Source organism: Thioclava nitratireducens (assembly GCF_001940525.2).
Lineage (GTDB): Bacteria > Pseudomonadota > Alphaproteobacteria > Rhodobacterales > Rhodobacteraceae > Thioclava > Thioclava nitratireducens.
This window is the reverse complement of record NZ_CP019437.1, coordinates 2,848,469-2,860,957: the sequence shown is the minus strand read 5'-3', so window position 1 is coordinate 2,860,957 and position 12,489 is coordinate 2,848,469. Positions and strand designations below refer to the sequence as shown.

Annotated in this window: 14 protein-coding genes; 7 read left to right on the top strand and 7 right to left on the bottom strand. The window is 65.7% G+C overall.

The genetic code is table 11. The annotated features are described in order from the left end of the window. The first annotated feature begins 49 nt into the window (after window positions 1-49). Entirely contained in the window at window positions 50-823 is a 774-nt protein-coding gene (locus BMG03_RS13600) for a transglutaminase-like domain-containing protein (RefSeq protein WP_075775547.1), read from the top strand. Between the two features lie 10 nt (window positions 824-833). Here BMG03_RS13600 and BMG03_RS13595 read toward each other — a convergent pair whose 3' ends face one another. Together BMG03_RS13595 and BMG03_RS13590 are read right to left on the bottom strand one after the other, a co-directional pair. Next, window positions 834-1,169, bottom strand: a complete 336-nt coding sequence (locus BMG03_RS13595; protein ID WP_075775546.1) for a cupin domain-containing protein — start codon at window positions 1,167-1,169, stop codon at window positions 834-836. A 135-nt stretch (window positions 1,170-1,304) separates the two neighbouring features. After that, on the bottom strand, window positions 1,305-2,159 hold the full coding sequence (locus BMG03_RS13590) for a LysR family transcriptional regulator ArgP (RefSeq protein WP_075775545.1): 855 nt from the start codon (window positions 2,157-2,159) through the stop codon (window positions 1,305-1,307). A 95-nt stretch (window positions 2,160-2,254) separates the two neighbouring features. Here BMG03_RS13590 and BMG03_RS13585 point away from each other — a divergent pair, with 95 nt between their 5' ends. Both BMG03_RS13585 and BMG03_RS13580 read left to right on the top strand, forming a co-directional pair. Then, entirely contained in the window at window positions 2,255-2,866 is a 612-nt protein-coding gene (locus BMG03_RS13585; RefSeq protein WP_208858024.1) for a LysE/ArgO family amino acid transporter, read from the top strand. A gap of 53 nt (window positions 2,867-2,919) precedes the next feature. After that, window positions 2,920-3,825 (top strand): DMT family transporter, encoded by a 906-nt coding sequence (locus tag BMG03_RS13580; protein WP_075775544.1) that lies wholly within the window; start codon window positions 2,920-2,922, stop codon window positions 3,823-3,825. Between the two features lie 117 nt (window positions 3,826-3,942). Here BMG03_RS13580 and choV read toward each other — a convergent pair whose 3' ends face one another. From choV to BMG03_RS13560, 4 genes are read right to left on the bottom strand one after another with little or no spacing between them, the layout of a single operon-like run. Further along, window positions 3,943-4,995, bottom strand: coding sequence for a choline ABC transporter ATP-binding protein (gene choV / locus BMG03_RS13575; RefSeq protein WP_075775543.1), 1,053 nt, complete (start codon window positions 4,993-4,995; stop codon window positions 3,943-3,945). Then, window positions 4,992-5,828 (bottom strand): choline ABC transporter permease subunit, encoded by an 837-nt coding sequence (gene choW, locus BMG03_RS13570; RefSeq protein ID WP_075775542.1) that lies wholly within the window; start codon window positions 5,826-5,828, stop codon window positions 4,992-4,994. Before choW ends, choV begins: the two co-directional genes overlap by 4 nt. Window positions 5,829-5,846: 18 nt before the next feature. Continuing rightward, on the bottom strand, window positions 5,847-6,488 hold the full coding sequence (locus BMG03_RS13565) for a hypothetical protein (protein ID WP_157771595.1): 642 nt from the start codon (window positions 6,486-6,488) through the stop codon (window positions 5,847-5,849). A gap of 35 nt (window positions 6,489-6,523) precedes the next feature. Then, complete coding sequence (locus BMG03_RS13560) at window positions 6,524-7,468, bottom strand: choline ABC transporter substrate-binding protein (protein WP_075775540.1); 945 nt, start codon at window positions 7,466-7,468, stop codon at window positions 6,524-6,526. 117 nt (window positions 7,469-7,585) lie between these two features. On the opposite strand from BMG03_RS13560, the gene betI reads away from it, so the two are divergent. The 3 genes from betI (at window position 7,586) to betA (ending at window position 11,374) form a co-directional block, all read left to right on the top strand. After that, the gene (gene betI / locus BMG03_RS13555) at window positions 7,586-8,167 is read left to right on the top strand and encodes a choline-binding transcriptional repressor BetI (protein WP_075775539.1); all 582 of its coding nucleotides are present in this window, start codon (window positions 7,586-7,588) and stop codon (window positions 8,165-8,167) included. After that, window positions 8,164-9,615: a betaine-aldehyde dehydrogenase gene (betB, locus tag BMG03_RS13550; protein WP_075775538.1), complete on the top strand. Its 1,452-nt coding sequence runs from the start codon at window positions 8,164-8,166 to the stop codon at window positions 9,613-9,615. Before betI ends, betB begins: the two co-directional genes overlap by 4 nt. A gap of 103 nt (window positions 9,616-9,718) precedes the next feature. Next, window positions 9,719-11,374 (top strand): choline dehydrogenase, encoded by a 1,656-nt coding sequence (gene betA / locus BMG03_RS13545; RefSeq protein WP_075775537.1) that lies wholly within the window; start codon window positions 9,719-9,721, stop codon window positions 11,372-11,374. Window position 11,375: 1 nt separating this feature from the next. Here betA and BMG03_RS13540 read toward each other — a convergent pair whose 3' ends face one another. Then, entirely contained in the window at window positions 11,376-11,759 is a 384-nt protein-coding gene (locus tag BMG03_RS13540; protein WP_075775536.1) for a DoxX family protein, read from the bottom strand. A 79-nt stretch (window positions 11,760-11,838) separates the two neighbouring features. On the opposite strand from BMG03_RS13540, the gene BMG03_RS13535 reads away from it, so the two are divergent. After that, window positions 11,839-12,477: a thermonuclease family protein gene (locus BMG03_RS13535; RefSeq protein ID WP_075775535.1), complete on the top strand. Its 639-nt coding sequence runs from the start codon at window positions 11,839-11,841 to the stop codon at window positions 12,475-12,477. Window positions 12,478-12,489: the final 12 nt, after the last annotated feature.

Here is a 12,489-nt window from a genome sequence, read left to right as displayed (position 1 = left end):
CGCGCTCCATCCCAGTGACACCACCTGAAACCCGAGAGAAGGAGCCGCCATGCGCATTTCCGTCGACGTGCAGATGCAATACCAGTTCCCGCAGCCCAATACGGTCGCGCTGGTGCTCGAAGCGGCGCATGCTCCGGGGCAGGAGATCGTCAGCGCGTCGATGAATCTCGGTGATGCGACCGTCGACCGGATAGCGGGCGATTGCGGCGTGGGCGAGCGGATCTGGGCCCGGGTCGGCACACAGATGACGCTGCATTATCAGGCGCTGATCGACATCACGCGCCCGGCGATCGACCTCAGCCAGATGCGAGCCGCGCAGCTGCACGAACTGCCCGCCGAGGCCGCCCCCTATATCCGCCCCTCGCGCTACGTGCAGTCCGACAAGTTCGTCTCCTTCGTGGGCAAGCGCTTCGGCGATCTGCAGGGCGGCGCGAAAGTGGCCGCGATCCGCGACTGGATCGAGAAGAACCTCTCCTACGTGCCCGGCGCGTCGGACAGCGACACCAATGTGCTCGAGACTTTCGCGGGCCGGGCAGGGGTTTGCCGCGACTACGCGCATCTGTTCTGCGCGATGGTGCGTGCGGCGCAGATCCCGGCGCGGATGGCTTCATCCTACGGGCCGGACGTGAGGCCGCAGGATTTCCATGCCGTGGCCGAGGTCTGGCTCGATGGCGCGTGGCATATGGTCGATGCGACAGGCATGTGCGGGGCCGAGAACATGGCGCTGGTCGCGGTGGGGCGCGACGCCTATGACGTGGCCTTTATGGAATCGCAGGCGCCCGCTACGCTGATCAACCAGAGCGTCTCGGTAATCCGGGTCTGAGCGCGTTCCTTCAGCGCTTCAACGGATAGCGATCGGCCTCTTCGAAGACGTCGATCACTTTCGTTCCGGCCTTGAGCCGCGCGGAATGTTCCGCGCCCGAAGGGATGTTGTAGGTCTCGCCGGGGCGATAGACCCGGGTCTCGCCTGCGATGGTCAGCTCCGCCTCGCCTTCGATCACGGTGCCCCACTGGCCCTTGTGGGAATGGGCCGGAAGGTCGAAATCGGTGAGGAAGTGCAGAAACACCACCAGCCCCGCCTCCGAGCGGACCGCGTGGCTGCGCACCTGATCTTCGGGAAACGGCAGATCGAGGGCGGGGAAGGCCTGAATGAAATCGGGTAGCTCCATGGGTGTCTCTCCTCCTGACGGGCCTGCGGGACATGCGTCACTATGCGCGACGCGCAGGCCGCGGGCAATGCGCGCTCAGCCCGGGGAGCCGCTCAGACCGGAACAAGTCGCGCGCGACGCCCTGTTCCCGCCCCCTTACAGCAACACCACCTTCGCCGCCTTCCGCAACGCTTTGGTCAGCGGCGCGAGCGGGGCTTTCAGCCGCCTTGCGCTTTGCCAGTAGAGCGGCACGTCGATCGGCGCCGGGCCCAGCCGTTCCAGCGCGCCGCTTTCCAGATGCGCCTGCACCAGCGCCTCGGGGTTCAGCCCCCAGCCCATGCCGCGCAGACAGGCCTCTACGAAGCCTTCGGTCGAGCCGATACGATGCGCCCGCAACCCCATCGGCATGCCCGCGATCATCGAGGCCCAGCGATCCTGCAAGCGATCCTTCGCGTTGAACTGCAGGGCGGGGGCCGCGCGCAAACTGTGCCGGTCGATCCGGTTCGGAAAATACCGCGCGACGAAGTCCGGACTCGCCGTCGCGATATAGCGCAGCCGCCCGAGGCTCACGCCGTCGCAGCCCGCGATCGGCCCCGCGTCGGCGGTGATCGCCCCCACGACCTCGCCCCGTCGCAACAGCCCCGCCGAATGGTCCTGATCGTCGATCACCAGATCGAAACGCACGCCCTCCACCTCGGCCAGCCCGGGCAGCACCCATGTCGCGAGACTGTCGGCATTGACGGCGATACGCAGAACCGGCGGGGTCTCGGAGGGCGCCAGCTCGGTTTCCAGAAGCGCCACCTCGCGCAGATGGGCGATCAGCCGCGCCCCATCCTCGGTCGCGCGGCAGGGCGTGGCGCGGATCACCAGAACGGCGCCCATGCGTTCCTCCAACTGGCGGACGCGTTGCGAGACGGCCGATTGGGACACCCCGAGCCGTGCGCTCGCGGCCTCGAAGCTTCCGGTCTCGATCACGGTGGCGAGCGCATCCAGCGCGGCATAGTCGAACATAAGTTTTACTTATACAGAGTTAGTTTAATTAAGTTGAACTTATACGCGCGCCCCGGCACTGAGAAGCGTCTCCGAGCAGACTGGGGGTGAGGCGGATGGAATTGGCGGCATTCTGGGCAGGGCTGAAACTGGGGCTCGGGCTGATCGTGGCGATCGGCGCGCAGAACGCTTTCGTGCTGCGTCAGGGGCTGCGGCGCGAGCATGTCTTCGCGGTGGCGCTGTTCTGCGCGCTTTCCGATGCGGTGCTGATCGCCATTGGCGTGTCGGGCTTCGCCGCCGCGTCCACCGCACTGCCATGGTTGGCCGAGGCGCTGCGCTGGGGCGGTGTCGCCTTTCTTAGCTGGTATGCGATCCGTTCCGCTTTGGCGGCGATCCGGGGCGGCGAGCATCTCGACCCGAGCGCGGGCAGCGCGCCGTCCTTGCGCGCGGTCCTCGTGACGGTGGCCGCTTTCACATGGGCGAACCCCCATGTCTGGCTCGATACGGTGGTGCTTCTGGGCGCGGTCTCGGCGCAGTTCGCAGGCGCGCGGATCAGCTTCGCCACCGGCGCGATCGTGGCCTCCTTCGTGTTCTTCTTCGCGCTGGCCTATGGCGCGCGGCTGCTGGCGCCGCTTTTCGCCAAGGAGCGCGCCTGGCGCGTGCTCGATGCGCTGATTGGGCTGCTGATGGGTTCGATCGCCTGGAAGCTCGCCGCGGGCGGATTATAACCGACACAAAACCGCCCCTTGCGCGCGGTGCCGATCCAGCGTCCAAGAGAGCCATGACCGCGCAAGACAAACCTAACAAACCGCTGATCGGCATCCTGTGGATGCTCGCCACCACGGCCTGTTTCGTCATGGTGAATATCATCGTCCACTGGCTGGGCGATCAGGTGCCCGCCGCGCAATCGGCCTTCGTGCGCTTCACCTGGGGGCTGATCTTCTTCGCGCCGGCACTGGCCCGCATCCTGCGCCAGAACTTCCCGCCGCAGGTCTGGGCGCTGTTCGGTGTGCGCGGGGCGCTGCATGCGGTGGCGGTGGGGCTGTGGTTCTTCGCGATGAGCAATATCCCGATCGCCGATGTCACCGCGATCAACTACCTCAACCCGATCGTGGTGACGGTGGGCGGTGCGCTCCTGTTGGGCGAGGGGCTGGCGTGGCGGCGCGTGACGGCGGTGATCGTCGCGCTGATCGGGGCGCTGATCATCCTGCGCCCGGGGATGCGCGCGATCGAGCCCGGCCATATCGCCCAGCTTGGCGCGGCGCTGTTCTTTGGCGGCGCCTATCTCGCGGCGAAGCGGCTGACCGATTACGTGCCCGCGGGCACGGTGGTGGCGATGATGACGCTGGTAGTGACCGTCGCGCTCGCTCCGGTGGCGATCTGGAAATGGGAGCCGATCACGCTGTCCGAGACGCTCTGGCTGGGCGCGGTCGCGGTGTTCGCCACCGGCGGGCATTACTGCATGACGCGGGCCTTCGCCGCGGCGCCTGTGACGGTGACGCAGCCGGTGATCTTCCTGCAACTGGTCTGGGCGGCGATTGCGGGCTGGACGATTTTCGGCGAGCGTCCGGACCCTTACGTGATCCTGGGCGGTGCGATCATCATCGGCGCGGTGAGCTACATGACCATCCGCGAGGCGCAGCTCAAACGCCGGGTGACGCCGCCTCCGCCGGCCACCAAGATCTGACAGCGCCGCACTTTTCTGCAAATGTCGGATGCCTCCGGCGGGGATATTTGAGCCAAGCCGAAGGGGCGCGCGCGCCTTGGTTTCGGCTTGGTCAAAATATCCTCCGCGAAGCGTCCCTCAGCTCGCCTCGGCGCTGCGCTGGGGGTCGATGAGCCGCGTGATGACGCCTTCGCGGGTCACGACGCGGCCATCGGTGAGCGGGACGGCGGGCTCGTGGCGCAGCCGCTCCATCACGTCGCGCACGGGGGCGTCGGCGGGCATCGGTTCACCCGTGGCATCGCCGGTCGGCGTGCCGACGGGATCGGCGATATCCTCGGCGGTCAGCACGCCGAGCGGGTTCATATGGGCCACGAAATCGGCCACATAGCCGTTCGCCGGTTTGGCGATGATGTCGCGTGCCGTGCCGCATTGCACGATCCGCCCGCCTTCCATCAGCGCGATCCGGTTGCCGATCTTGAACGCCTCGTCGAGGTCGTGGCTGACGAAGATGATCGTACGCTTGAGCTTGGTCTGCAGCTCCAGCAACTCGTCCTGCAGCTTGGTGCGGATCAGCGGGTCGAGCGCCGAGAAGGGCTCGTCCATCAGCAGGATCGGCGCGTCGGTGGCGAACGCCCGGGCGAGGCCCACGCGCTGCTGCATGCCGCCCGAAAGCTCTGCCACCTGACGGTCGGCCCAATCCGACAGACCCACCAGTTCGAGCTGGGTGTCGACCTTCTTGCGGCGTTCCGCCTTGCTCATGCCGGCGAGTTCGAGGCCGAGGCCTACATTCTCGCGCACGGTACGCCAGGGCAGCAGGCCAAATTGCTGGAAGACCATCGCGATCTTGTTGAGGCGCATTTTGCGTAAAGTCGCGGGATCGGCGTGGGTGACATCGACAAGACGCTCGCCGTCATGCACCTCGACCTGACCGCGCACGACCGGGTTGAGCCCGTTCACCGCGCGCAACAGCGTCGATTTGCCGGAGCCCGAGAGGCCCATCAGCACGAGAATCTCGCCTTCGGGCACCTCGACCGAGCAGTCATGCACGCCAAGCACCTGATCGGTGCGCTCCTGGATCTCGGGGCGCGAGAGCCCTTCGTCCATCAAGGGCAGGGCCTCTTGCGGGCGATCGCCGAAGACGATGGAGACATTGTCGAATTTGACGGCGGTTTTGGCTTTGGTCTGGGTCATTTCGAACCTCCGCGGCGCAGCATGCGGTCAAGGATGATGGCGACGACGACGATCACGAAGCCGGATTCGAAGCCGAGTGCCGTGTTCACGGTGTTCAGTGCGCGCACGACCGGCACGCCAAGCCCGTCAGCGCCGACGAGCGCGGCCACCACGACCATCGACAGTGAGAGCATGATCGTCTGGTTCAGACCCGCCATGATCTGCGGCGTGGCGTAGGGCAGCTCGACTTTCCACAGAAGCTGGCTCTTGGTTGCGCCGAAGGATTGGGCGGCCTCGGTCAGCGTGTCCGGCGTTGAGGAAACGCCCAAATGGGTCAGGCGGATCGGGGCGGGCAGCACGAAGATCACGGTCGCGATCAGGCCGGGCACCATGCCGATGCCGAAAAAGACGATGGCCGGGATCAGGTAGACGAAGGCCGGCAGCGTCTGCATCAGGTCCAAGACCGGTTGCAGCACTGAATACAGCCGTGGGCGATGGGCGGCGGCGATGCCGATCGGCACCCCGATCCCCATGCAGACCACGCAGGCGGCGATCACGAGGGTGAGGCTCTCGGTCGTCTCTTCCCAGTAGTCCTGATTGAGGATGAACAGGAAGCCCACGATCACCAGCAGGGAAATCTTCCAGCTGCGCTGCAGCAGGTAGGCGATCACCGCGAAGGCGAGGATCACGAGAAGGGGAGGGGGGCCTTGCAGCACCCAGAGCGTTGCGTCGATCAGCGCTTTCAGCGCGACGGAGAGGGCGTCGAAGAGCGGCGCTGCATGGTCCTGCAGCCAGTCGATCACGATCTTGGCCGTCTTGCCCACGGGGATTTTGGTTTCGGTCAACCAGTTCATAACTGTCCTTGCGAGTTGTTATTTCTGGCGCGTTTCGATGCGGTCGAAGGCGACTTGCGATTGCGCCTTGCCGGTTTCGGGGTCGAGCTTGGTCACGCGCAGGACCAGCCCGGCCTTGGGGGAAAATTCCTTGAGGAAGGCGGTGCGCAGCTTGCCCATCGCGATCCGTTCGACGACCTGCCAGACATCGTAGCGGCACGCGCCGATCAGCACCGAGCCGGGGCCGCGATAGGCGTAGGAGATGGTGCCGCGATCCTTGGTCTCGCCGTCGACTTTCAGCGTCACCGGAGTGCGCCAGTTGCCCAGCTGCGGCAGTCGATCGAGCCGCGCGGGGTCCTCGTCATAAATGAGCGCGAAACTGCGCCCGTCCATTTCTTGCAGGCTCACCGCCAGCGGATGGTCGTAGCGCTCGCGCTTGGGCGGGCGGCCGAGCTCGGGATCGTCGACCCGGTAGGAGGTCAGCGTGCCGTTTTCGTAGCGATAGGCCTGCGCCATTTTCGGGGCGTTGCGGGTGAGCGTGACGCCCGCCGCGTGCAGGGCCTCGGCTTCCGGGCAATCGGCGGCGCGCGCCGGGGTCACGGGCGCGCTCAACATCCCCGCGAAGAGAAGGGCCGCGCCGGTGAGGGCGCGGACCGAGGGGAAGCGGGGGCGGAGGGCCATGCCCTGCCGCCCGCGCGAATATTGCGCCCGAAGGCTCACGAGTTCAGCGCTTTCTCGACCGCTGCCTGCGCGTCGCCGCCGTCCTTCGTGGTCACACCGTCGAGCCAGGGCTTCCAGCTGTCCGGGTTGGCCTTGAGCCATTCCTTCGCGGCCGCCTTGGGATCCTCGCCATCGTCGAGGATCTTGCCCATGATCTCGTTTTCCATCGCGAGGGTGAACTTCAGGTTGGAGACGAACTTGCCCGGGTTCGGGCACTCGTCGACATAGCCCGCGCGGACGTTGGTCATGACCGTCGCACCGCCGTAATCGGGGCCGAAGAAGTCATCGCCGCCCGACAGGTAGGTGATGTCGAAGTTGGAGTTCATCGGGTGGGGTTCCCACGCGAGGAAGATGATCGGCTTGTCGGCTTTGTCGGCACGCGCGACCTGCGCGAGCATGCCCTGCTCGGAGCTTTCCTTCAGGTCGAAGTTCTTCAGGCCGAACGCGTCCTTGTCGATCATGTCGAGGATCAGCGCGTTGCCGTCATTGCCCGGCTCGATGCCGTAGATCTGGTTGTCCAGCTCGTCGGCGTGCTTGGCGATGTCGGAGAAGTCCTTGATGCCGAGCTTGGCGCCAGCGGGGTTGGTCGCCAGCGTGTATTTCGCGCCGGTCAGGTTGGTGCCGAGCGTCTCGACGGTGCCGTCCTTGGTGTAGGGATCGACGTTGGCGGCCATCGAGGGCATCCAGTTGCCCAGGAACACGTCGACGTCGCCTTTCGACAGCGCCTCGTAGGTCACCGGAACCGAGAGAACCTTGGTGTCGGTCTCGTAGCCGAGCGCTTCGAGGATGGTGGTCGCGACCGCGGTGGTCGAGGTGATGTCGGTCCAGCCAACATCGGAGAAGGTCACTTTCGAGCAATCGGCGGCCTGAGCGGGCGCGGTGCCTGCCAGTCCGAACGAGAGCGCGGCCCCCAGTGCGAGGAGCGTGGAACGAAGTTTCATGCTTTTTCTCCCTGTGCAGCGTTAAGAAAAACCGCGGGATGCGGTTGTTGATTGACGAGTCAATAAACATGTTCTAGCTCGACATGCAAGCAAGCCACCCGGAAGGAGGCCGATCACATGCCGAAGCTTGGAGCAGAGCCTATACGGCGCGCAGCCTTGGTCAAAGCGACTATTGAGACAGTGGGCGAGGCGGGGTCGCTCGACGTGACGGTCGCGCAGATCGCCCGGCGCGCGGGCATGTCCTCGGCGCTGGCCCACCATTATTTCGGGTCGAAAGACCGGATTTTCCTCGCCGCGATGCGCTCGATCCTTTCGATTTACGGGGCCGAAGTGCGCGGTGCGATGGCGATGGCGCATTCCCCGCACGAGCGTGTTCGCGCAGTTGTGATGGGCTCTTTCGCGGCGGGCTCGTTCCGTCACGAGGCGATCGCCGCGTGGCTGAACTTCTACGTTCTCGCGCAGTCGAGCGCCGAAGCGAGGCGCCTGCTGCATATCTATCAGCGCCGTCTGCGCTCCAACCTCATGCACGGGCTGCGGCCGCTGGTCGGCGACCGCGCGGGCTCCGTGGCCGAGGGTTTGGGCGCGATGATCGACGGCGTCTACATCCGCGCGGCGCTTGTCGCGGGCGAGCCCGACCGCGAGGCCGCCTGCGAACTGGTGCTGGCGCATCTGGAAAAGGAATTGGAGGTCCACCAATGAGGGCACAGCCGAAAGCAAGCCATTTCGTCAATGGCGACTGGATGGAAGATACGGACGGCGACGAGCTGATCGTCACCTATCCCGGCACCGGCGAGGTGATCGCCAAGCTGCATGCGGCGACCCCTGCGGTGATCGACGCCGCGATTTCGGGGGCGGTTGAGGCGCAGAAGGACTGGGCCGCGCTGCGCCCGGTCGAGCGGGGCCGTATCCTGACCCGTGCCGTCGCGATCATCCGCGAGCGCGGTGAGGAACTGGCGCTGCTGGAAACGCTCGACACCGGCAAGCCCATTCAGGAAACCCGCGAGGCCGACTGGCCTTCGGGCGCCGAGGCGCTGGAATATTTCGCGGGTCTCGCGCCCACGCTGACCGGAGAGACGATGCCGCTGGGCGGCGATTTCGCCTATACGATCCGCGAGCCGCTGGGCGTCTGCGCAGGGATCGGCGCGTGGAACTATCCCAGCCAGATCGCCTGCTGGAAATCCGCGCCTGCGCTGTCGACCGGCAACGCGATGGTGTTCAAACCTTCCGAGATGACGCCGCTGGGCGCGCTGAAGCTCGCCGAGATCTTCATCGAAGCCGGGATGCCCGCGGGTATCTTCAACGTGGTGCAGGGCTTCGGCCCGGTAGGGGCGGCGCTCTCGACCGATCCGCGTATCGCGAAAGTCTCGCTGACCGGGTCGGTCCCGACGGGTCAGAAGGTCTATCAGGCGGCATCGGCGGGCATGAAGCACGTCACGATGGAGCTTGGCGGCAAATCCCCGATGATCGTTTTTGATGATGCCGATATCGAAAGCGCAATCGGCGCGGCGATGCTGGGGAATTTCTATTCCTCGGGTCAGATCTGCTCGAACGGGACGCGAGTCTTCGTGCAGAAGGGCATCAAGGAGAAATTCCTCGCCCGTCTGAAAGAGCGCGCGGAAACCATTGTCGCGGGCGATCCGCTGGACGAGGCGACGCAATTCGGTCCGCTGATCTCGAAGGCGCAGTTCGACAAGGTGATGTCCTATGTCGAGAGCGCGAAATCCGAAGGCGCGCGACTGGTCTGCGGCGGCTCGGCAGGCAATGAGGGCCCGCTTTTCGTGCAGCCCACCGTTTTCGCCGATGTCACCGACGATATGACCATCGCGCGGGAAGAAATCTTCGGCCCGGTCATGTCCGTGCTGGATTTCGAGACCGAGGAAGAGGCGATCGCGCGGGCCAATGACACGCAGTTCGGCCTCGCCGCGGGTGTGTTCACCGGCGATCTGGCGCGCGGCCACCGCGTCGTGAGCCAGCTGCAGGCGGGTACGACCTGGATCAACGCCTACAACCTGACGCCGGTGGAAATGCCCTTCGGCGCGGTGAAGCAATCGGGCTTCGGGCGCGAGAATTCGCGCGCGGCGGTGGAGCACTATACGCAGCTCAAATCCGTCTATGTCGGCATGGGGCCGGTCGAGAGCCCGTACTGAATTTGAATTTGGGGAGGTTGGGGGCGCTGCCCGTCGCCGGTTGGTCCTCGGACCGATGGCGCACGAACCGGCGCCCCCCGGGATTTTCCGCCAAGGGGAAGATATGAGTGTTTCGGCAGAATATGTGATCGTAGGCGCAGGCTCGGGTGGCTCGGCGCTGGCTTACCGGCTCGTGGAAGCGGGCCGCGACGTGGTCGTGATCGAGCATGGCGGCTCGGATGCCGGGCCGTTCATCCAGATGCCCGGCGCGTTGAGCTATCCGATGAATATGGGGCTCTACGACTGGGGCTTTCAGTCGGAACCCGAAGAGCATCTGGGCGGACGCCGTCTGGCGACCCCGCGCGGCAAGGTGCTGGGCGGCTCGTCGAGCATTAACGGCATGGTCTATGTCCGGGGCCACGCGCGCGATTTCGACCATTGGGAAGAAAGCGGCGCGCGCGGCTGGGGCTACGCCGATGTGCTGCCCTATTACAAGCGGATGGAGCATTGGCACGGCGGCGAAGAAACCGAATGGCGTGGCCGCTCAGGGCCGCTGCATGTGACCCGCGGGCCGCGCTCCAACCCCCTGTTCGACGCCTTCGTCGCTGCGGGCGCGGCGGCGGGCTATCCGGTGACCGAGGATTACAACGGCCGGCAGCAGGAAGGCTTCGGGCCGATGGAGGCCACGATCTACAAGGGGCGTCGCTGGTCGGCGGCCAATGCCTATCTGCGCCCGGCGCTCAAGACCGGCAAGTTGCGGATCGTGCGCGGTCTGGCGCGGCGCGTCGTCTTCGAAGGCAAGAAGGCCGTCGGCGTCGAGATCAAGCGCAAGGGGCAGATCGAGGTGGTCCGCGCGACGTCCGAGGTCGTGCTGGCGGCAAGTTCGATCAATACGCCGAAGCTTCTGATGCTCTCGGGTGTCGGCCCGGCAGAGCATCTGCGCGAGCATGGCATCGAGGTGCTGGCGGATCGTCCCGGGGTGGGCGGCAACCTGCAGGATCACCTTGAGATCTATATGCAATTCGCCGCGAAACAGCCGGTCACGCTGTTCAAGTACTGGAACCTCTACGGCAAGGCCCGTGTGGGCGCGCAATGGCTTTTCACCAAAAGCGGGCTCGGCGCGTCGAACCAGTTCGAAAGCTGCGCCTTCATCCGGTCGGAGGCCGGGATCGACTACCCGGACATCCAGTATCACTTCCTGCCGATCGCGGTGCGCTATGACGGCAAGGCCGCCGCCGAGGGGCATGGCTTCCAGGCGCATGTCGGGCCGATGCGTTCGAAGTCGCGTGGCCATATCCGGCTGCGCTCGGGCGATCCCGAGGCCAAGCCCGAGATCAAGTTCAACTACATGAGCCATCCCGACGACTGGGCCGAATTCCGCAAATGCGTGCGGCTGACCCGGGAAATTTTTGCGCAAGCGCCGATGGCCGCCCATGTGAAGCACGAGATCCAGCCGGGGGCCGACGTGGAGACGGATGAGCAGATCGACGCCTTCATCCGCGAACATGCCGAGAGCGCCTATCACCCCTGTGGCACTGCGAAGATGGGGGCGGCGGACGATCCTAGCGCCGTCGTCGATCCGGAAGGCCGCGTGATCGGGGTCGAGGGGCTGCGGGTCGCCGACAGCTCTGTCTTCCCGCGCATTACCAACGGCAACCTGAACGCGCCCTCGATCATGGTGGGCGAGAAGATGGCCGATCACCTGCTGGGCCGGGCACCGCTCGCACGCGAGAACCTCGAGCCGTGGGTGGCGCCGAACTGGCAGGTGGCGCAGCGCTGAGTTAGCGGCCTTCGCGGCGCGGGAGGCTGAGGGCATAGCGCCCCGGCCCCTGCGCCGCGAGGATCAAGAGCCCGCCCGCGATCGCCCAGTTCTTCACGAAGATCGTCACCTGCCACGGGTCGGCGCGCAGCTGCCAGTGAAACCAGCTGGTGAAGATGCAATAGGCGGCGAGGATGAGTGCCCAGGCCCGCACCTTCGGGCCGAAGATCAGGCCAAGCGCCGCGATCAGGTTGAACAGCGCGACGGGCCAGACCAGCCAGCCGGGCAGGCCAAGCCAGCCGATCATTTCCTGCACCATCCGCGGGTCGCTGACTTTCTGCGCCGCGCCGCCGAGGAACAGCAGCGCGATCAGGATGCGGCCGATCAGGTTGAGCGCGTCGGACATGCGGGGCTCCCAAGTTTCGGTTTACCTTTCAGCTACGAAATCTGTTGCGTGCGAGATCAGTCCCACCGATATCTAGGGAATGTTAAGGCTTTGTTCACTTCTGGTTCTCATCGCCTCGCCCGTTTTCGCGGCGACGGTCACGGGCATTCCACGCGTCGTCGATGGCGATACGCTGGTGGTTGCGAATACGCGGGTGCGGCTGTTCGGCATCGACGCGCCGGAGGCGAAGCAAAGCTGCAAGACGACGCAAGGCGTGCGCTGGGCTTGTGGACAGGCCGCGACGGCGGAACTGCAGCGGCTCGCGGGGCGGGGAGTGCGGTGCTCGGGTCACGAGCAGGATCGCTACGGGCGGCTGATCGCTATTTGCCGCGCCGGCGGGCGCGATCTCAACGCCGAGATGGTGGCCCGCGGCGCAGCCTTCGCGTACCGAAGATACGCGCTCGATTATGTCGGGCAGGAGGAGCGCGCGCGCCGCGCGGGTCTCGGCATATGGCAGGGCGAAGCAAGGCGCCCAGCAGCGGTCCGCGCCGCGACCAAGGTACAAGCCCCGCCGGGTAATTGCGCGATCAAGGGCAATATTTCCAAGCGCGGGCGGCTCTATCATCTGCCGGGCACGGGCTCTTATGCCGCGACGCGGATCAATACCGCCAAGGGCGAGCGATGGTTTTGCACCGAGGCCGCGGCAAAAGCGGCCGGATGGCGTCGCGCAGGCGGCTGACTTGATGCGCAT

Excerpts from the sequence above, each read along its gene's own strand:
- choV (WP_075775543.1), bottom strand. The coding sequence starts at position 4,995 with ATGACCCAGACCAAAGCCAAAACCGCCGTCAAATTCGACAATGTCTCC.
- BMG03_RS13585 (WP_208858024.1), top strand. The coding sequence starts at position 2,255 with ATGGAATTGGCGGCATTCTGGGCAGGGCTGAAACTGGGGCTCGGGCTG.
- BMG03_RS13580 (WP_075775544.1), top strand. The coding sequence starts at position 2,920 with ATGACCGCGCAAGACAAACCTAACAAACCGCTGATCGGCATCCTGTGG.
- betA (WP_075775537.1), top strand. The coding sequence starts at position 9,719 with ATGAGTGTTTCGGCAGAATATGTGATCGTAGGCGCAGGCTCGGGTGGC.
- BMG03_RS13590 (WP_075775545.1), bottom strand. The coding sequence starts at position 2,159 with ATGTTCGACTATGCCGCGCTGGATGCGCTCGCCACCGTGATCGAGACC.
- BMG03_RS13565 (WP_157771595.1), bottom strand. The coding sequence starts at position 6,488 with ATGGCCCTCCGCCCCCGCTTCCCCTCGGTCCGCGCCCTCACCGGCGCG.
- choW (WP_075775542.1), bottom strand. The coding sequence starts at position 5,828 with ATGAACTGGTTGACCGAAACCAAAATCCCCGTGGGCAAGACGGCCAAG.
- BMG03_RS13560 (WP_075775540.1), bottom strand. The coding sequence starts at position 7,468 with ATGAAACTTCGTTCCACGCTCCTCGCACTGGGGGCCGCGCTCTCGTTC.
- BMG03_RS13535 (WP_075775535.1), top strand. The coding sequence starts at position 11,839 with ATGTTAAGGCTTTGTTCACTTCTGGTTCTCATCGCCTCGCCCGTTTTC.
- BMG03_RS13540 (WP_075775536.1), bottom strand. The coding sequence starts at position 11,759 with ATGTCCGACGCGCTCAACCTGATCGGCCGCATCCTGATCGCGCTGCTG.
- betI (WP_075775539.1), top strand. The coding sequence starts at position 7,586 with ATGCCGAAGCTTGGAGCAGAGCCTATACGGCGCGCAGCCTTGGTCAAA.
- betB (WP_075775538.1), top strand. The coding sequence starts at position 8,164 with ATGAGGGCACAGCCGAAAGCAAGCCATTTCGTCAATGGCGACTGGATG.
- BMG03_RS13595 (WP_075775546.1), bottom strand. The coding sequence starts at position 1,169 with ATGGAGCTACCCGATTTCATTCAGGCCTTCCCCGCCCTCGATCTGCCG.
- BMG03_RS13600 (WP_075775547.1), top strand. The coding sequence starts at position 50 with ATGCGCATTTCCGTCGACGTGCAGATGCAATACCAGTTCCCGCAGCCC.